The following is a 19607-nucleotide window of genomic DNA, read 5'->3' as shown; positions in this document are numbered from 1 at the left end:
ATTTATGGGGAATAACCACACTTCATAGGCTCTGCCTTGCCTAAAAACCAAACATACTGCTGCAAACTCAATCATTAAAGATCAACACGCCCTACTCAAACAAACAGCGAGGTGATTCTCGCTGTTTATTTTTATTGGGCGATTACTATTTATGGCTAAAAATTCGTGCTAATAAGTCTGTATAAATAGCCTCAATTTTAAGTAAATCATCAACCGGAACATGCTCGTTTACCTGATGAATGGTACTATTTTTAACGCCGCACTCAATAACTTGGGTATGCTGGTTTGCAAAAAATCGGCCATCCGAAGTACCGCCACTGGTACTTAACATAGGGTAACTCCCTGTTTGCGCATAAATGGTGTGCTCTAACTGCTGCAATAAACTCCACCCGTTTGTTGGTGCCGTATAATAGGGCTCACACGCTCGCTCCCATTCAACCTCCAGGTGCTGAGCGTATTCACTCAGCGCCGCTGATATACAGTGCTTTATTGCATTGCTTGTATAACCATGGCTATATCGCACATTAAAGGTAATTTCGCATTGGCTAGGCACTAAATTATCAACAACATTATTTATATTAATGCCGGTCACTTGCAAGGTGGTTTTAGAGCTTGGCTCATCGTCAGGCCATGTTAAATTACTTAAACAATTTACAATATTACCCGCAATATGCGCAGCGTTTATAGTGTTCTGTGGGTAGGCAACATGTCCGGCCTTGCCGTGTACTTTTATACGAGAAGAAATAGCGCCTCGGCGACCATTTTTAATTGTATCGCCTACGTGTGTAGAGCTTGTCGGCTCACCAACAATACAGCCATCAAGCTGTATATTATTTTTTGCTAAACGCGCGGCTATTACCTCTGAGCCAAATTCTGCCTCTCCTTCCTCATCGGAGGTAATAAGCCAGTAAAAACGCCCTTTTTTATTTTTAGTATCTTTTAATAGTGCCTTAGTAGCACCAAGCATAGCCGCTACGCCGCCTTTCATATCAGCTGCGCCGCGACCATACACGGCATTATTAATAATATTGCCGGCAAAAGGCGGGCTTAGCCAGTTGCCCGACTCGGCGGGCACAACATCAATATGCCCAGAAAAAGCCACACATGGCCCTTCTTGCTCAAAACTAACGTAGGCAATTAAATTGGTAACGCCTTCACAAATAAACTGCTCACAGTTAAAGCCAAGCGCAGTTAACTCATTGCTAAGCCAATCTATGGCACCGCCTTGATTAGGCGTTACAGACTCAAACCTAATAAGCGTTTGCGTATTTTTTACCACCGCGCTTAAAGGCTTACTTACACTGTTTTGCGATACTTTTGCAACAGACATAACAACACACTCAATAACCATAAGAGAAATTATTAAAGCGCGAGAATATGACCAAATAATGGCAAAGTTAATACAGTGCGATGACCGTTAAATATATAACTGTGTCAATTAATTAAAATACTTTTTGCACTGACTTTAATCTAAATCAAGAAAAGGGTTCACATACTTCAAACATTTTTGAAACTTTGATCTAGAACAGGTTTTCAACGCTCGGAGATTGTAATAATAGCGTCAATCAAAAAGTAGTTATTGGAGCACAACATGAAAACCCAAATCAGCATTGCATTACTTACCTCTTTACTTGCTATTACCCCTGCAGCGCACGCTAACCTTAGCGTTAATGTTGGCGCTATTAATGTAAATCCAGATAACAGCAGCTCGGCAATTAACGAAGCGCCAACACTGGGTCTCAAAGGCGACTCTGACACGCAGCTAGGTATTACAATCGATTATGCATTTAACGATAAGTGGGTGGTAGAGCTTATTGCCGCTACGCCGTTTTCGCACGATGTAAATGGCGCGGGTGGGTTAGCTGGCAATAAAATTGCCGACATCAAACAGCTTCCGCCATCATTGGTTGCGCAATACCACTTTTTAGATACAAGTTACGCGCTACGCCCGTTTATTGGTGTAGGGTTAAATTACACCACCTTTTTTGACGAGCAGCCTTCTCAAGCGCTAAAAGCAACCCTAGGCACTGATGATGTTGAAGTAAAACTTGATGATTCGTTTGGCTTTATTGCACAAGTAGGCGCTAACTATAAAATCGATCAACATTGGGGGCTACATGCCATGGTGTCAATGATTGATATAGATACCGATGCCACAGTGTATGCAAACGGTGCAAAAGCCCTTACATCAACCGTTGAGCTTGACCCTATCGTTGCCATGTTTGGTGTTAGATACAGCTTTTAATTAAGTTTGCAGCGCCTATGTTCTATGTGTTTAAGGCCGAAAGGCCTTATTTTATGAAAATTATTTAGGAAGGTTATTCACCTTTTTTTGCTCAAGCATTTCTTTCCAGTGCATAATTTCACTTGGCAAAATAGGCGCTACACCATCAAACTCGGCTACTTCAAGCATTTCTTCAATACTGACAATGCCTTTTTTGTTTTTAAACACACCGCGCACATACGCTATAGCGTGCAGGCCACGTGCAGAATGAAACTTTTGTTCAATGTAAAAATATTTATGATCCCACCCCACCAGCTTGGTACTAATGGTATAACGCTGCATAGGTTTAATATCGCGAATATAAGTTATGGCTGTAGCATTAACAATAGGAAACCAACGGCGCTTCATTACTTGTTTTAATAGACCAATTCGCTCAATCATCCAAGTGCGTGACAAGTCCATCATAGCCAAATAACGCGAGTTTGTTAGATGCAGGTTTATATCGCAGTCTGTTGGTAGCGCTTTGTAATCAATATCAACAGTATCAAGTAACTGTTGGTAGTCGCGGTTGCGCTTAATTTTAAAAAATAATAAAAGAAGTCTAATATATAAGTTCACGAGAAGGTCTTACCAGTATAAAGTTAACTCAGTGTAACATAGCCACTTGTTAAGGCGAATGTTCTGTTTTAATCTCAAATTATAAATATAAAAAAGTCATAGTATGAAATATAAATTAGCGACACTTTTCACAACCAGTTTATTATGCATTAGCACCAGCGCACTGGCCGATTTTACAATTAAAGGCCCAGGTACGGTAACTTACCCAACAGGTATAGAAAAAACCTTTAATTTTGGCTTTGCATGGCAGCAGCAGCTTGGTAAATTTTCGATAGGTAGCAAAAGCTACGATATGTCGCAATTACCTAACTCATACTCGGTAGCAATCACTTTAGCTAAAGACGATAGCCAAGTGTGGGTACAAGAGTTTAATAATGGCTTTATTGAAGCGTTTGATTGGCAAATAGGTAAACATACTGTCAGTTTAAAAAAGCAGCAATTTAAAGACCCCGTAAAAGGCAATTACGTGATTGAGCTGAATGGCCGCAGTTACTTTTTTACTCGTAATAACGCAAGCATAGTGATTAATTTTGATGAAAATGGCATAGAAACTATCGCCATTGATGGGGTTACTAAAAACATGGGCACTAAGAGCTAGTGCCCAGTAAAGCGGCTATTAAACTTTAACAGTTTTGCGATTGCGGCTATTAAACTTTAACAGTTTTGCGATTAATACCGTAATCTCGTAGTTTATTTGCCACTGCAGTGTGGCTAAGCCCTAAACGCTTAGCTAATTGTCTTGAGCTTGGGTAAGCCGGATACAATTTGCGTAGCAAGGTTGCTTCAAAACGTTTTACAGCTTGATCTAACGACCCTTCAAAATCTGACTCTAAGTAGCCTAAATCGTGGGTATAGGTGGGCAATTGCAAATGCTCTACACGTAGCTCGCTATCATCAAGTAACGACACCGCCCGATAAATTGCATTTTCTAGCTGGCGCACATTACCTGGCCACGGGTACTCTTGTAAAAAGCGTAAGCACTCTTGTGATAAAAGCGGAATTGCGTGGCCGTTTTGCTGTGCGTACTTTTGAATAAAGTGCTCGGCTAATGGGCCCACATCAGCTTTACGGTCTCTCAGTGGTGCAATCTCTAATGTGAGTACATTAATTCGATAGTATAAGTCTTCTCTAAATACGCCCTCTTGCACCATCGCGGGTAAATCTTTTTGTGTGGCTGCAATTATACGCACGTTTACTTTTACTTCGTTTTCGTCGCCCACTTTTCTAAATGTGCCGTCTTGCAAAAAGCGCAGCAGCTTTGTTTGTAGCTGTGTAGACATTTCGCCGACTTCATCTAAAAACACAGTACCGCCATCTGCTTGCTCTAGGACCCCGCGTTTAGGTGCGGTGTTTTCTTCATATCCGGCGTAACCAAATAATTCAGATTCAGCCACATCATCAGGCAAAGATGCACACGAAAGTGCAATAAACGGCTTAACCGAACGATTAGAGGCATAGTGGCACGCACGAGCAAGGAGCTCTTTACCTGTGCCAGTTTCTCCGGTTATTAAAATGGGGGCTTCTAGCTGCGACATTTTTCGTGCTTCGCGCACTACACGGCGCATAGCAGTACTAAAGTTGTGAATAGTTGCAAAGCTTTCTTGCCCGTAACGTCTAAAGGCACTGACCTGCTGACCAAGGCGGCTTTGCGATTTTATATTTATAACCGCACCAGCTAACACGTCACCTTCACCACCTTGCGGGACGGCAATCGGTAAAATATCGGCAATAAAGTCTTCACCGGCAACATCTACCCGGGTTGTTTGTCCAAGTACTTCTTTGCCTTCTAACCAACGCGTAAAGTTAAACCCTTTTAGTAGGTTATTAATATTGGCCCCGACCACTTCTTTTTCGCTCAACTGTAGGTCTTTACAGGCAGCGTCGTTACACAAACGTACCCACCCTTTTGCGTCAATCGAGATAACGCCATCGGGAAGTGCACGCAGCAGTGTATTTAATTCGTTATGCTCTCGCTCAGAGGGTAAAAAGGCGGTTGTGCGAACATCATGTACGCCATCAATCAAACGAATAGAAGGCATAATTTTTTGAAATTGCTCAAATTCAATTTCAGGAAAGCTTACATACATACGGCAATTTACCGAATCAACCTCAATCCCTTTTAAGTCAACATCGTAGTTTACTAAAATATTTAGGATCTCTTGGGCAATACCTACACGGTCGGCACAATGAATATCTAGACGCATACATCCTCGAATAAGGAAAAACTATATTAGCCGAATAATACGCTAACTCCGTTATTCAATACAGTAAATTGTAAACAAATTTGGACAAGCCATCGTCTTTATCACTGTAAACTCACGCCTATAAACATCAAACTGTAATAACGTGCAGCTTAAAACTAAAAAACGCAGCGTGTAAGCTGCGTTTTAAAAGGGGTCGTGCATATATGCTATTAATTTTGCGGGTATGGGGTCCAGTCTCCGCCATCTAATTGAATATAAGGGCGCTTATTAACATACATCATTATTGTGTCAGCGTTTTCGGCTACTTTAGGTGCACGAGGCAGCGTATCAACTAGGTCGGCAATATTGCCATTACCTGCAAAAAAGTTTGTGCTAAGCACGCCACTAATTAGCTCCGATAAACCAAAGTAACTTGTTGATTCGCTTACAAGCGTTTGTGAATAGCTTTGTACATTTTTACCAATAAACTTAATCGCCACCGGAACAGATACAATACTTGGGCTTGGTATCTCACGAAGCCCAGCAAACTGCACTTTATCGCCTTTTAATGCTGCGCCGTGTTCAGGTACTATCATCAGCATGACATTACGGCCACGTTTTTCTAGGTTTTTAATAAACCCGTTAATATCGTTAAATAAGTTTTTATGTCTAATTGGGTAACTTTCAAGGCTACTCATGCGGGCTTGATTCGCTAGTTGATTGCCATCATGCAAGCTGGTGGTGTTGTAATACATAGCACATGGCGCGCAGTCTTCACCTTTATCATTTAACCATGAGTTTAGTACTGCCCCGTCTGAATAAATAGGCTTGTTGTCAAACCCGTATTGAGCTACAGGTAAGTTAGTTATATCGTAAGGCTGCTCATCTATTTTACCAAACTTTTTCACCAAACCTTTAAACTCATCAAAGTGGCCGTCGTGGTTCATAACCACATTGCTTTTGTAACCTAAGTTTTCTAAATTTTTAAACAAATGACACTGCTCTGGTGCATTTTCAAATAAGGCAGTTTGGCTTGTTTGACCACAACTTGCTCGTAGAAGGCGAATTGCAGCAGGCCCAGAGTAAGAAGTCGCCGAATTAAAATCAGAAAACACCACATCAAAATCGCTATATAAATCATCAAGGCTTACGCCAATGGCCTCTAGATCAGCCACGGCCATCGAGCAAATATTTAGTACTATGACATCAAATAACTCGCCATTATATTGCTGAGGGAATTGGCTTGCTAGCAAACTTTGCTGCTGATAAAACTCTTTTAATTGCTGATCAGGCGATTTTGCTTCTTGCGTTACCACTTGTGCTTGTGCACGAGGCGCCGCTGTTTGAACATTTTTAGCCGCCACTGGCTGTGAAATTAAATTATCCTCGTTGTTTGTGCCCTGCCAAGCTACAAACATAAGCCCAACAACTGTTACGGTGGTAAAGCGTATCCACTGTGAGCAATACCAAAAGCACACAGTAATAACAAACAGTGCCAATAACATATCAACATTAATAACACGCGCCATGAGCTCTAAAAAATAGCCAAAGCTAAAGTCTTGCACGTTACCAGCTTGGCGTGTTAAACGGTCTATAGGGGGCAACCACGAATCTTTATAAAGTAAAACAATGGCCATTACTGCGCCTAACCAATGTTTGGCTTTATTTAGTAAAGGGTGCGTGTAAGAAATAGCAAAAAAAGCAGCCAGCGCAGCATTTGCTAATAAGCCAAAGTCGATTGCACCATAATAAAAAAGTGCAAACTTAACTAAAAAATAGAGGTTCCACACCCCTAAGCCTGATAATTTCACTATTTACCCTTCTTTATTCTATTTGGTTTGTAAGGTTCGAGTACTTCATGTTTAAACGTAAGCTGAGCATAGTATTTTTTTATTTTTTTCAGTATCAACGACCCCGACATACATAAAAATACGCCAACTAGCATCGCTAAAATTGCTGTAACCAATAATTGATTGATACTCATACGTTACTCTTTATGGCCATTTTAAACGGCACAGCATCTGCGCGCTCGTTTTTAGTAAACTCTGGTGTTTCTAAATCAGCTGCAACACTTGCATCTATTTTTTGCGAAAATTTATAGCTTTCATTCTCTTTTAATTGGGCAGAGTAATCGGTTATATCTTGGCCCGCATAATAACGCCTAAGCTGTTTACATTCTTGCTGAATATAAAAATGATCGGAAATAATATTTTGCTGCGCAAAAAAATCGTTTGTTTCTAATTTAAACAAGTGCTTTATCGCATTGTTTACATCATTTTCGCGACACGCATGTAAATACAAATACACGGTGTTTTCTACCAAACTGAATACGTCACCCTCTCGCTTTATATGAAATAAATGCAAAGGGTGGATTGGGTCAATCCGAGGCAAAAGCTCTAATTTAACTAACACCCCGCTTACCCCTAAATTTACAGCTGAGTCGCTGTGAACTTCTACCTGTTTGGTAAATTCTATAAAAGGCAGGTAACCTTTAGAAAAGGTATTTTCGGTAAATTGAAGTACATGTTCAATAGAAGGCGGTAACGGTCTTGAAAATTGAAACCCTTGAATTGACTGAACTTGTGAGAGCAACCTTGAAGGCTCTGAAAAACTATACAAAATAAGATTAACACCTAAGGTCAAAAATAAGCATTCATCTTGATGGCGGATCACCCCGTCAACGTTCTGAATCACTAATTTAAGCCAGCGACCACAGTTTTTTCTCAGCTCAAAACATTGCTTGGCAAGCAGGGCTAAATCGGTATAACGCGAAACTGCAAATACCAATGTTGCCGCCTCTAATTTAGGGCCTTTTGAAAAAAGCTCATTGTTGTCTTTTATTATTTTATATTTTGCAGGAAGCTTGGTCCCTTCAGGAATAGCTCCTTGTACAATCCACACGTCGTCTTCATCTGCAAATACACCCGATGTTGAGGTTTGTTGTTCCGTAATACTATTTTGCTGCACTTTAAAGCAGCCATTTTCAATCATTAATGGGTACTGTACAGAGGCGATGATACCTGTACTGTGGTGCCAATAATCGTACTCTAGTACGCGCACTGTTGAATCATTTTCAACATATACCAACCCATCGAGGTCCGAATTTAACCGCCTTAATAAAAAGCGATAGTTAGTCACCTCAGGGCCAGAAACTAAAAATAAGACGGTCGCTCCTGATTGTGTACTAAATTTTTTATAGGTCTGAACACTTTGAATCAGTTGTTTTTGATCCAATGAGGCTAAATCAGTCGTACTAAAGTGAACAATGACTAATGCATTATTTAGCTGTTTATAAGCATTTAGCTCTTTTAGCGTATTGTTAATTATTTGTTGCTTAGGCCAGTCACGTGTATCTGCCGAAAACCTAAACGGATGCACTTTGTGTTGGTCAAATGCATGATTTAATGCATCGCTAAAAGGGCCTTCAAAAAATGTTTCTATTTGAGAAGAAACAATATAAATATCAGAGGCTGAGGGTTTATTAATTGCATGTAATGCCAGTTCAGTAGCAAAATTGTCTAAAGGGGCTAAAATTGCATATAACGATGCAGGTTTTAGCTCTGCAGCAGAGGGCTGCAAGCCTGAAATGTTAAAGTTTTGCACTGAATTTAGCCTATAAAAAATACTTTTTTACTAGTTTTACCCGCTATTCTATATATAATAGACAAATATTGTCCACTTTAAATAAAAATAATAAACTTCACCATAAAGGCAACAATGCGTAATTTAACGACAAAAAGCTCTGAAACCTTAACATCAAATGACATTGAGAACCTTGCACGGCGTTTTGGCGGCAAAAGTGAAGATTACGTTGAAATTGTTAATAAACAAAAAAATAAACAAACAATAGAAAAATACGCATTACTGAACGAAATACACCGTGCAGTAAATGCGTAAGTAGTAATTGAAACGACAGGTAAACAATCCTTTGCAAAGAATTTTTCTAAAAGGCATTAAAGGCGGCACTGGCGCTACTTCTATGGTTGCCAACTTAGCCTGCGTATTAAAAAAGTCGGGCTCTGACGTTATCACTATAGATTTAGACTCTAAAAGCGATTTGGGCCTGCACTTTGGCCTGCCTTGGCAGTACAACCAAGGCTGGAGTAACGAGCAGGACTTTGAACAAGCCCTTGAGCACTTTCATCAAGATAGTGATGGCATAGTGTTTTTACCTTTTGGCGATAAAAGTGTTAGTACCGCAGCTTTATTCGATTTTATAAACAATTGCAATAAACTGGATTATAACAATAATGCTTGGCTTCTTTTTGATTGCCCTGCACATATTGATATCACCCACTATCCGCTCGATAAAAACGACATAGTGATTGAAATAGTTAATTGTGATGCTATTTGCCACAGCTTAATTTATAAAAAACTACAAACGTTAAAACACACTGACAACCAGTGGAAACACTTCTTTTTAGTCAATCGTTATAACTCTGCATCAACACTTGAGTTTGACCTGTTTTCTTTATGGCAATCTACCTTGCCGCTTATGGCGCCCTTTTTTATAAATAGTGATGAAGTAATTAAAGAGTCTACAGCCTATAGAAATGTAGCGCTTAATTGTGCGCCTTACAGTGTTGCTAACGATGACTTTGAAACACTTGCCGGCTGGCTTGTAAGTAAATCGGCCCTGTAGTTATGAGCTTTTCTTTATTTTATAAGCGCCCAATACACAGTACTTTGTATTTACTGTTAAGCATTATTTTTACTGAAAAACTTGTACGTTATATTTTATTTAAGTTTCATAGTTATTTTAACCAGCACAAAGTAAATGTAATAGAAGCCTTTTTAATGCCTTTTATTACGCTGATTAGTTCATTGTTTATCAATATAAAAGACCACAAAATTAACTTTGAACTTGTTTTGTATGATTACTACCCGCATCTTCGCTTGCCGTACCGCACGTTTATTTACTCAAACATTTTACGCTTTATCATTCAAAGCGTTTATTTGTTATTTTTTAAATACAAACCCAAAAATAACTCTGTAAGGGAGCGGCTATCAAATCAGTTTTATAATGGGGTAAGTTATTTACTTAAACAGTTGCGTTGGTTTGACTTAAAGCTAGGTAGATTACTAAAGCGTTTGTTATCAAAAAACGTTAAGGGTTCTAAAAAAAGTGCTTTTAAAACCATGGCTGACGCTAAGATTTGGCAAAATAAACTAATAAAATATGTGGTTGTAGCCTTTATTTTGTTTTTACTGGCTATTTTTATAACCATTCCGTTTAGCCTAGAAGCGCAAGCCGTGTTTATTAGTTTTATTTTGATAGTGGCGTACGGGCTCAAGCGCGTTAAAGGGCAAATGGCCACGATTGTAATGATCACCCTATCGGTAACCACTTCATCGCGTTATTTATGGTGGCGCTACACAGAAACCCTCAATTGGGATGACCCTGTTGCGCTTACGTTAGGCGCAGGCTTGCTGCTGGCAGAAACCTATGCGTGGCTAGTGCTCATTTTAGGCTTTTTTCAAACTATAAACCCCCTTGAGCGTAAACCTGTTCCGTTGCCAGAAAACACTGACTTATGGCCAACAGTTGATGTATACATTCCTACTTATAATGAACCATTAAGTGTTGTACAACCTACCACGCTTGCGGCGATGAGCATTGATTGGCCTGCTGATAAGCTCAACGTGTATATTCTTGATGATGGCAAACGCCCTGAGTTTAAAGAATTTGCTCAAAAAGTGGGGGTGGGTTATTTAACACGACCCGATAATAACCACGCTAAAGCCGGTAATATGAATAGCGCCATGCGCTACACTAACGGCGACTACATTGCTATTTTTGACTGTGACCACGTACCTGCCCGCTCATTTTTACAAATGACCATGGGGCAATTTTTAAAAGACAGCAAAGTATGTTTAGTGCAAACACCGCATCACTTTTTCTCAGCAGACCCGTTTGAGCGTAATTTAAATAACCACAGCCAAATCCCTAATGAAAACATGCTTTTTTATGGGTTGATCCAAGATGGTAATGACATGTGGGATGCCACCTTCTTTTGTGGCTCATGCGCCGTTTTAAAACGTGAAGCACTCGACAATATTGGTGGCTTTGCATTTGAAACGGTAACCGAAGATGCCCACACTGCACTGCGTATGCAACGTGCTGGTTACAAAACCGCTTATATAAATATCCCACAAGCTGCAGGCCTTGCCACCGACAGCCTCTCTGCACATATTGGCCAGCGTATTCGTTGGGCTCGGGGTATGGCACAAATATTTAGGCTCGATAACCCAATTTTAGGTAAAGGGCTCGATATACCACAGCGACTGTGCTACTTAAACGCCATGCTGCACTTTTTATCGGGCATTCCGCGTATTGTATTTTTAACCGCGCCACTGGCGCTCATATACTTTAATGCTTACATTATTTATGCGCCGTTTTTAGCTATTTTTATTTATGTAGTGCCTACACTCATACAAATAAAAGCGACCAACTCACGAATTCAGGGTAAATATCGCTACTCTTTTTGGGGGGAAGTGTATGAGTCTGTTCTTGCGTGGTACATATTAAAGCCTACAACCGTTGCGCTAATAAACCCTAATAAGGGTAAGTTTAACGTAACAGAAAAAGGCGGCTTAAATGATAAAGAGCATTACGATTGGGGTATATCTAAACCCTACTTGGTACTTTTACTCATAAACTTAGTTGGCATGCTTGTAGGTGTTTTACGCTTAGGCTTTGGCGATCCGAGCCAAGTGGGCGTTTTGTTAATCAGCATGGGCTGGGCAATTTATAATATTATTATTTTAGGCGCTGCGGTAGCCGTTGCTGCAGAAGCTAGGCAAGTAAGGCAGTCACACCGTATTAAGGCAAACTTTCCGGCTGGCGTGCGCTTAGCAAATGGGCATACGTTAAAAGTTAAAATTACCGATTACTCTGATAATGGGGTGGGCATTGAAACAGAGCACGCTCATTTATGCCGAGTAAACGACAAAATAGAGCTATTAATGAGCCGCGGAAATAAACAGTTTTCGTTTACAACGTATGTATGTAACACCCGAAACAAACAAATAGGCTTAACGTTAAAAGATCTCTCGCTCGAAAAGCAAAAAGCATTTATACAGTGCACCTTTTCAAGAGCGGATGCGTGGCTTGACTGGCAAAATAATTTTCGTCATGACCGCCCTTCATATAGCTTTAAAGAAGTACAAAAAACAAGTTTAAGAGGATTTAGTAATTTATTGTTTCATGCTCCTAAGCCATTACAACCCTTTGTAAAACTAATGACAAAAATTGTTGTATATATAAACTCTTTCACCCCTAAAAAACCAATAGTGCATTATAATTATGATTAAAAATTTGCTTAATACATTTCTAATACTGTTTTTAACATGCAGTGCTTACAAAGCATGTGCTATTGAGCCAATGCACGATAAATCTGTGTTTATAAATGGCTACCCAGAAAGCGCCAACGTGTCTAGTTTAAGATTAGACTTTGCTGCTTTAGGCTTTGATGGCTACAAGCTTGATGGCATAAACAACAACTCAAGAGTGGATTTTACCAACCGCATTGATAAATTAAGCACCGATTTACAGCTTAATTTTTCGTACACAAACTCGCCATCATTGATTGCGAACGTGTCGCATTTAAAAGTGTATTTTAATGAAAACTTAGTCACTGTACTGCCCATAAATGAGCAACTAAGTGTGGTTAAAAATACCGTTAACCATAGCCTAAAACTCAATGCTAAGTATGTACAAGACTACAACCAAGTTAGGTTTGAGCTTGTTGGTTATTATGATTTACGTTGCCAAGATTACTTTAGCCGCTCTATTTGGACCGAAATTAATAAATCGAGCAATATCACGCTCAATCAAAAGCAACTGGCAATAGATAGCCGTTTAGAATATTTACCAGAGCCCTTTTTTGATGCCAAAGATTACAATAAGTTAAGCTTACCGTTTGTGTTTGCAAAAACACCTAACACCAAAACGATTGAAGCGGCTGCGACTCTTTCAAGCTGGTTTGGCGCGCAAGCTGACTGGCGTGGTGCTGATTTTCCGGTGGTGATTAACAAATCATTAGATACGCACAGCGTGGTTTTTATTACCAACGATTCAAAGCCTGACTTTTTAAAAGACTATCCCGATGTGGAAAAGCCAACCGTTGAGATTATTTCAAACCCACTACATAGATACAGCAAAATGTTGCTTATTTTAGGGCGTGATGAAGACGATTTAAAAACCGCCGTCACGGGATTGGCCTTTGGCCATAAAGTCATGACCGGCAGAACCGCTAGCATAGAAGCAATTAACCAACTACCGCTTCGCAAGGCGTACGATGCCCCGCGCTGGTTACGCGCTGATAGAGCAGTACACTTTGACGAATTAATTGATTTTGACAATCAGCTACAAGCACAAGGGTTAAATAACGGACCCGTAAAATTAAACGTGCGCTTTGCTCCAGATTTATTTACTTGGCGCGAAAAAGGCATCCCCATTACATTGCAATATCGCAGCACACCCGAGAGCGAGTCTTTGGACTCTCGGTTAAATATGTTGATTAATCAAAAGTTTATTAGTGGATATTTGTTAGATAACGACGATTCTACACTCAATACTACAAAAACATTATTGCCACTTATTGCCAATACCGATACTACACAAAACGCAGAAAACTTTTCACTGAATGGCATAAACTTAGCCACTCGGAACGAGCTAAACTTTGATTTTAGATTTGGTGTGCTGAAAAAAGGTGAGTGTGCAATAGCACCACCTGGTGGTGAGTTTGGTGTTATTGATGGTAATTCTAATATTGATGTAAGTGGTTTTGATCATTACATTGCCCTGCCAGATTTGAATGTATTTGCGAACAGTGGCTTCCCGTACACCAAATATGCCGATTTACAGCAAACACTTGTACTAATTGACCCGCAGCCTTCTGCAAAAGCGTTAACTTTGCTGTTTAATCTTACCGGTCATTTTGGTGCAATAACAGGGTATCCAACCCACAGAATGACAGTGGCCCATTTAAATGAAAATGTTGATTTAGACGACAAAGATATTTTAGTTGTTGCAAAGCCTGGCAGCACAGCTCAGCAACTAGATGAAGATGCGCATACAAACGTACTTTTAACGAATAACCAACGTGAAATAAAGCAAGCAATTTACAATGGTGCATACGATGAGCAAGCCACAGATAAAATACAAGTGAGTGTAAAAAGTAGCGGAGATATGGCGGTAATTACAGCTTATCAATCACCTTTTGATTCTGAACGCTCTGTTGTATCACTTAATGCCACCACTGAAAAAGCATTTAGCTTAATTGATAAAACCCTTATGGACTCGCAAACATTAAGCCAATTAAAAGGCAGTGCTGCGGTTATAAACTCACAAGGCGTTAAAACAATAAAAACCGAAGAGCAATACTTTGTCGGTCATATTCCTGTACATACGCTGGTATGGTTCCATTTATCTGACCATCCATTTATTTTAGCCCTGCTTTCTATATTAACGCTGTTACTAATTTCATTTATTTTATGGCGATTACTACAAGCACTCACCCATAAGCGTTTAGCTGAAGGAGATGAATAATGACATTACTTAACCGAGCATTATTAGTAGCCGCTTTTTTAAGTTTTTCTGTGTCAGCGCAAACGCAGCAGTGCGAGCCTTGGCAGGGGTGGCACGTATTTAAAAATCACTTTATTAGTGATGAAGGCCGCGTAATAGACCTAGGTTCAAAACAAAATATTACCACCTCAGAGGGGCAATCATACGCACTATTTTTTGCGCTAGTAGCAAACGATAAAGCCGCGTTTGATAGCATTTTAGATTGGACGCAAGACCATCTCTCTGAAGGCGATTTAAGTACACGTTTGCCTGCGTGGCAATGGGGTGAAACAGGTAATGATACCTATGGGATTATAGACTCAAACCCAGCATCAGATTCTGATTTGTGGATAGCATATAGTTTATCGCAAGCAGCTATTTTATGGGACGACCGCCGCTATAGTATTTTAGCTGCTGTATTAGCGCAGCGTATTATGCGAGAAGAAACCGCCTATATTTCAGGGTTAGGGCTTACTTTATTACCCGCCCCTGCTGGGTTTGAATTTGAAAATAACACCTATAAACTCAACCCTAGTTATTCACCGTTATTTATTTATCAGCAATTTAGCAAATTATACCCGCACTCACCTTGGCAGCAATTACATGAAGCGTCTGCAAAGCTTATTTTGGATACCGCTAAAAACGGAGTTAGCCCTGACTGGGTGATGTATAGCCCAGCAAAAGGTTTTTATTACGATAAAGAAGCAACCGATTTAGGCAGTTTTAACGCCATTAGGGTTTACTTATGGGCCAGCATGATGGCGAACGATGCGCCATACAAAGCACAACTAAGCGAGCAGTTTACCCCTTTTGTGGAGGCTATAAACAGCCGTGGCTATGTCCCTTTAAATACCTATGCGCGCTCTGGCAAAACCCAAAAGCGTGGCCCATTAGGCTTTAATGCTGCCCTACTGCCCATGCTAAAAGAAAATGGCGATGATTCTTTGGTTATGGCCATTCAACAAAAGTTAATGGTCGATAAGTCATTCACACAAACACGCTATTACGACAGTGTATTAAACCTGTTTGGTAGTAGCGCGCTTAATAAGCGCTTTTTAATAACAGCAGACGGGACGCTCAAGCCAAGGTGGAGCACTGAATGTCGTTAAAATGGGCTGTTGTTTGTACGTTAGCAGTCAGCGCAAGTGTGCATGCTAAAACAAATAATGACATTGATACACACTCTGTTGAGTGGCTTTTAAGCCAAATCAATATTGGTGAAGTGCAAGAAAATAAAGATTTAATTGCCGATAGCTTACAAAAGTTATTGGCCATTGCCCCTAATCGAATAGAAAGCCAGTGTGCGCTTGCTCGTTTTGAGTTTGCCAATGGTAAGGCTATACAAGCAAATCAAATTTTAAGAAAAATTGACGGTAACAACACACGTACCCACCCTTGTGTAGAACAGTTACGATTAATTGCTAGATTAGAAAACGAAGACAAAGCAGATATACAACAAGCTAAATTACTTGCCCGTGCGGGACGTTACGAACAAGCGCGATTAATTTACAGCAGGCTTTTTAAAAACACCTATCCAAGCTTAGCGTTTGAGCTCGAGCACTTAAGTTGGTATGCACAAGATCAAAGCCAATGGAAAAATGTAAAAAAAGGCTACGAAAGGCTACTACGCAGTTACGAGAACATCGGCGCGGTAGATATTGCATATGCGCGCCACTTACTCAGAAATAACCCCACTGATAGCACCGCGCTAACTATTTTAAGTAAATATGGTGCCACCTCTCGCTACAGTAATGAAGTAGAAACAATCTGGTTAGGTGCTTTATCTAACATGCAATTAAATAGCGCTACAGAAAAACAATTTCAGCGCTACTTTAGCGTGTATCCGTTTAGCAGCAAAGGCGAATTACAGTATCAAGATTTCAAAAAAGATTTAAAAGCGCGACAAAAATTATTAGCTAACCCGGCCTACCAACTATGGCTTAAAGGTGAGGCGTTACTTGAAAAAAACAAGCTCGTTGCCGCAGAGCCGCTTTTACTAAAAGCGCTCAAAGGGCGCCCTAACGATGGCGCAATTATGCGCAGCCTTGGCACCCTTTATTTGCGTATGGGTAAAAATCAAACGTCTTATAATTATTTTACTAAGGCGTATTCGCATACCGCCGACTTTGCCGAGCGAGAAACGCTAAAAGACTTAGCCACCACGGCAAAGTTTTGGCTTTACATACGCCAAGCTAAAGAAGCCATTAATAATAGCCAGTTTAAAACGGCGTTGCTTAAATTAAATTTAGCCGACACACTTGAGCAAGACCCTGCTAGCGTTTTGTATAACCGCGGATTGTTACAATTTGCTCAAGGTAATTATTCACAAGCGGCCGCTATTTATCAAACCGTGTTAAAAAATGATCCGCTTAATAATGGCGCTCTAACAGGGTTATTAGAAATTGTTGAATTGGATAACAATGAGCAGTCGTTAATCAAGTTTTATAATGCTTTATCTCAGTCTCAAAAAGCTCAACTTAAACCTGTGTATGCGGCAACGTTAAGTAGCCAGCTTCGCGAAAAAGCACGCCAATATAGTGATGCAGGCGATACAGAGCTTGCTGAACAAACCTTAAAAGAGGCTATTGAACTGGCCCCTGAGCAGCCTTGGCTTTATTACGATTTAGCGTTTATTTATCAACAAAACGGGTTAACTCAAAAGGCAAAAACGTTATTTAATAATGTGCTTTGGCAGTTTCCGCTCAATCCACAGTTACGTTATAGCCATGCTTTATTTTTACGCTCAATTGATGATTATCAAGGCGCTTTAAACACCTTAGAGTATGTGCCGGTTAATGATCGAAATGACGACATAATTTCTCTTGAGCAACAACTTAGACTCAACAAGTCTCTTCGACAAAGCGAGCGACACTTAAATACCAAAAATAGAACCACGGCTATTTTTCATTTAAGTAATTTAGAAGCGCAAAATTTAACTCCAGTAATGAAAGCCGAACTATCGCGTAGCTGGTATCAAATAGATGAGAAAAAACACGCTCTAAAGTTAATTAATAACGCATTAAATACTGAGCCTACTTTATCACCTTATTGGCATATGCTTTACGCGCAGTGGCTATTAGAACAAAGCGAGCGCCCTGCTGTAGAACAATGGTTTTCTCATTACAGCTTGCCAAATAATGCAAGTGCTGGCGAAGTAGAACAGTACGTCAATTTATACACCACGTATATTAATCAGTATTACGAAGGTGGCGAATTATTAGCAAAGCTGAACCAGCTTGATCAAAAGTACCAAAGTACACCCGCCATCACCACGGCATTAATAAATGCTAATTTAGCTCTGGGGCAACAAGAGTCAGCAATTATTGTTTATCAGCAAAAACTGAAAAACAATCAGCCAATTGAACCTCAAGCAATGCTTGCAATAGCAAAAGCTTACAGAGAATTAGGTAACGACTTTCAGGCAAAAGAAGTTACTGAGCGCGCAATAACGCAAACAGATGATCAGCAAGCCTACTTACAACGCCAAATAATGGCCTCGTTAAATGACTTTAATTACGCAGGTGATGCTTTAGTTTTAGCCAATCAATTAATTGCTAAATCACCCAATGATAAAGAGCTTAGTTACTTAGGCGCTGAAGTTGCTCGAAATTTTAATGAACAAGACCAAGCTAAGCAATGGTATTTAAAAACGCTATCAAGCGAGCAACGCCTAAACGATGAATCGTTTTACAAACAAATTGCTAACATAGATGAAAATGATGCGTGGTATATTAATGGCGCTAAACGCGAGCTTATAAATGAGCAAAGCAAAAACCAAGCATACATTGCTATTGGGGTAAACTTTAGTGGCCAAACAAGCACCGAAAGCGAGGCAACTCTTGGCGCAGGCTTAGTACCTATTGAGGCCTACTTTCCACTTTGGCAAGGCCAAGGGTTTATTAAAATAGACCCAACCACTATTAGCGCACAAACAACTCGCTTTGATGAGCAATTTGCTGGTAGCCGCTACGGCCAAGGTGCACTTTGTATATTTACCTGTGCTATTGATGAAGTAAGCCCTGAGCAAGATGGGGTCGACATAGGTATTGGATGGCAAAATGAAAATTGGCGTGTTGATGTAGGCACGACCCCACTTGGCTTTTTAATTGAAGACATAGTATGGGGTGTAAATTACGCCAACAGTATTGGCGACTTTGGTTATAGCCTAGAGCTTGAAAAACGCCCAGTAACAAGCTCCGTGCTCTCTTATGCTGGGCTTGAAGATGTAAATACCGGTGAAATTTGGGGCGGCGTGCGCTCAACAGGCCTTACCGCCAACCTATCTCATGACTTAGGTGGCGATTGGGGCTTTTGGTCAAGCGCCGACTTTACGCTCTATAAAGGGCAAAATGTTAAAGATAACCAACGCTATAGAGTAATGGGCGGGTCTTATTATCGCGTTATTAGTAATCAAGAACGCGAGTTTACCGTCGGCGCAAGTCTATTGCATTGGGCATATCAGTATAATTTAAGTGAAGAAACATGGGGCCACGGCGGTTACTATAGCCCACAAAACTACGTTGGGTTGTCGGTACCTTTAAGCTACGATGCGCGCTGGGGCGATGACTTTGTTTATCGCTTAAAAACAGGGATTTCATATTCGCAAACAAAAACCCAAGCCATTGATTTTTATCCTAACGACACTGACTTGCAGCTACAAGCCTACGATAGAGAAGCGATTACCGGGGTGGACCCTGTATTTGAGAGTGATGACAGCTCTGGCGTGTCATACAATCTTGAAGGAAGCTTTGAGTACCGTATAACGCCGCATTGGTTTTTTGGTGGTTATTTAGCCATCGATCGTGCTGACTTTTACGAACCAAACTTTGGCCAGCTCTATATTCGCTATTACTTCAACCCTGTGTACGGGACGTTAGAGTTTCCTGGCACCCCAATTATTCCCTATGCAGACTTTTAACGCAGTGCAAGGTGATATATCGCGAATGCTTCCCCTCGCACTAAGGTATATGTATACTTGAGCGCAATTGTAACTAGGATAAGGGTGTGTCTC

14 protein-coding genes are annotated in these 19607 nt (G+C 40.3%); 8 read left to right on the top strand and 6 right to left on the bottom strand.

Annotated features, from left to right (window positions below; all coding sequences use genetic code 11):
- Positions 1-145 precede the first annotated feature (145 nt).
- Positions 146-1330 (bottom strand): succinyl-diaminopimelate desuccinylase, encoded by a 1185-nt coding sequence (dapE, locus tag MTF68_RS12885; RefSeq protein WP_248462720.1) that lies wholly within the window; start codon positions 1328-1330, stop codon positions 146-148.
- Positions 1331-1591: 261 nt separating this feature from the next.
- Between dapE and MTF68_RS12880 the strand changes: the two genes are divergently transcribed.
- Entirely contained in the window at positions 1592-2245 is a 654-nt protein-coding gene (locus MTF68_RS12880; protein ID WP_248462718.1) for an OmpW family outer membrane protein, read from the top strand.
- A 60-nt stretch (positions 2246-2305) separates the two neighbouring features.
- Here the strand turns inward: MTF68_RS12880 and MTF68_RS12875 are convergent, their stop codons facing one another.
- The gene (locus MTF68_RS12875) at positions 2306-2842 is read right to left on the bottom strand and encodes a thioesterase family protein (protein ID WP_004588346.1); all 537 of its coding nucleotides are present in this window, start codon (positions 2840-2842) and stop codon (positions 2306-2308) included.
- Between the two features lie 103 nt (positions 2843-2945).
- Between MTF68_RS12875 and MTF68_RS12870 the strand changes: the two genes are divergently transcribed.
- Positions 2946-3440 (top strand): hypothetical protein, encoded by a 495-nt coding sequence (locus MTF68_RS12870; RefSeq protein ID WP_024032286.1) that lies wholly within the window; start codon positions 2946-2948, stop codon positions 3438-3440.
- A gap of 49 nt (positions 3441-3489) precedes the next feature.
- On the opposite strand, the gene tyrR is transcribed toward MTF68_RS12870, so the two are convergent.
- The 4 genes from tyrR to bcsE all read right to left on the bottom strand — a co-directional run bounded on the left by tyrR (position 3490) and on the right by bcsE (position 8628).
- A complete protein-coding gene (tyrR, locus tag MTF68_RS12865) occupies positions 3490-5046 on the bottom strand; it encodes a transcriptional regulator TyrR (RefSeq protein ID WP_248462717.1) in 1557 nt (518 codons plus the stop codon).
- A gap of 209 nt (positions 5047-5255) precedes the next feature.
- Positions 5256-6836, bottom strand: coding sequence for a cellulose biosynthesis protein BcsG (gene bcsG, locus MTF68_RS12860; RefSeq protein WP_248462716.1), 1581 nt, complete (start codon positions 6834-6836; stop codon positions 5256-5258).
- Positions 6836-7009 (bottom strand): hypothetical protein, encoded by a 174-nt coding sequence (locus MTF68_RS12855; RefSeq protein WP_248462715.1) that lies wholly within the window; start codon positions 7007-7009, stop codon positions 6836-6838. Before MTF68_RS12855 ends, bcsG begins: the two co-directional genes overlap by 1 nt.
- Positions 7006-8628 carry a cellulose biosynthesis protein BcsE gene (gene bcsE / locus MTF68_RS12850; protein WP_248462714.1) on the bottom strand — a complete coding sequence of 541 codons (1623 nt, stop codon included), beginning with the start codon at positions 8626-8628 and terminating at the stop codon, positions 7006-7008. The genes MTF68_RS12855 and bcsE overlap by 4 nt, the downstream gene beginning before the upstream one ends.
- Positions 8629-8742: 114 nt before the next feature.
- Between bcsE and bcsR the strand changes: the two genes are divergently transcribed.
- From bcsR to MTF68_RS12820, 6 genes are read left to right on the top strand one after another with little or no spacing between them, the layout of a single operon-like run.
- Positions 8743-8922: a BcsR/BcsP family cellulose biosynthesis protein gene (bcsR, locus tag MTF68_RS12845; protein ID WP_004588341.1), complete on the top strand. Its 180-nt coding sequence runs from the start codon at positions 8743-8745 to the stop codon at positions 8920-8922.
- A 31-nt stretch (positions 8923-8953) separates the two neighbouring features.
- The gene (gene bcsQ, locus MTF68_RS12840; protein ID WP_024032290.1) at positions 8954-9667 is read left to right on the top strand and encodes a cellulose biosynthesis protein BcsQ; all 714 of its coding nucleotides are present in this window, start codon (positions 8954-8956) and stop codon (positions 9665-9667) included.
- Between the two features lie 2 nt (positions 9668-9669).
- Positions 9670-12339, top strand: a complete 2670-nt coding sequence (bcsA, locus tag MTF68_RS12835) for a UDP-forming cellulose synthase catalytic subunit (RefSeq protein WP_248462713.1) — start codon at positions 9670-9672, stop codon at positions 12337-12339.
- On the top strand, positions 12332-14578 hold the full coding sequence (bcsB, locus tag MTF68_RS12830; protein ID WP_248462712.1) for a cellulose biosynthesis cyclic di-GMP-binding regulatory protein BcsB: 2247 nt from the start codon (positions 12332-12334) through the stop codon (positions 14576-14578). Before bcsA ends, bcsB begins: the two co-directional genes overlap by 8 nt.
- The gene (gene bcsZ, locus MTF68_RS12825; protein WP_248462710.1) at positions 14578-15705 is read left to right on the top strand and encodes a cellulose synthase complex periplasmic endoglucanase BcsZ; all 1128 of its coding nucleotides are present in this window, start codon (positions 14578-14580) and stop codon (positions 15703-15705) included. The genes bcsB and bcsZ overlap by 1 nt, the downstream gene beginning before the upstream one ends.
- The gene (locus MTF68_RS12820; RefSeq protein ID WP_248462709.1) at positions 15696-19514 is read left to right on the top strand and encodes a cellulose synthase subunit BcsC-related outer membrane protein; all 3819 of its coding nucleotides are present in this window, start codon (positions 15696-15698) and stop codon (positions 19512-19514) included. Before bcsZ ends, MTF68_RS12820 begins: the two co-directional genes overlap by 10 nt.
- The last annotated feature ends 93 nt before the right edge of the window (positions 19515-19607 follow it).

Origin of the sequence: Pseudoalteromonas sp. 2CM37A (assembly GCF_023161885.1) — a bacterium.
Lineage (GTDB): Bacteria > Pseudomonadota > Gammaproteobacteria > Enterobacterales > Alteromonadaceae > Pseudoalteromonas > Pseudoalteromonas atlantica.
This window is presented reverse-complemented; position numbering and strand designations above follow the sequence as displayed.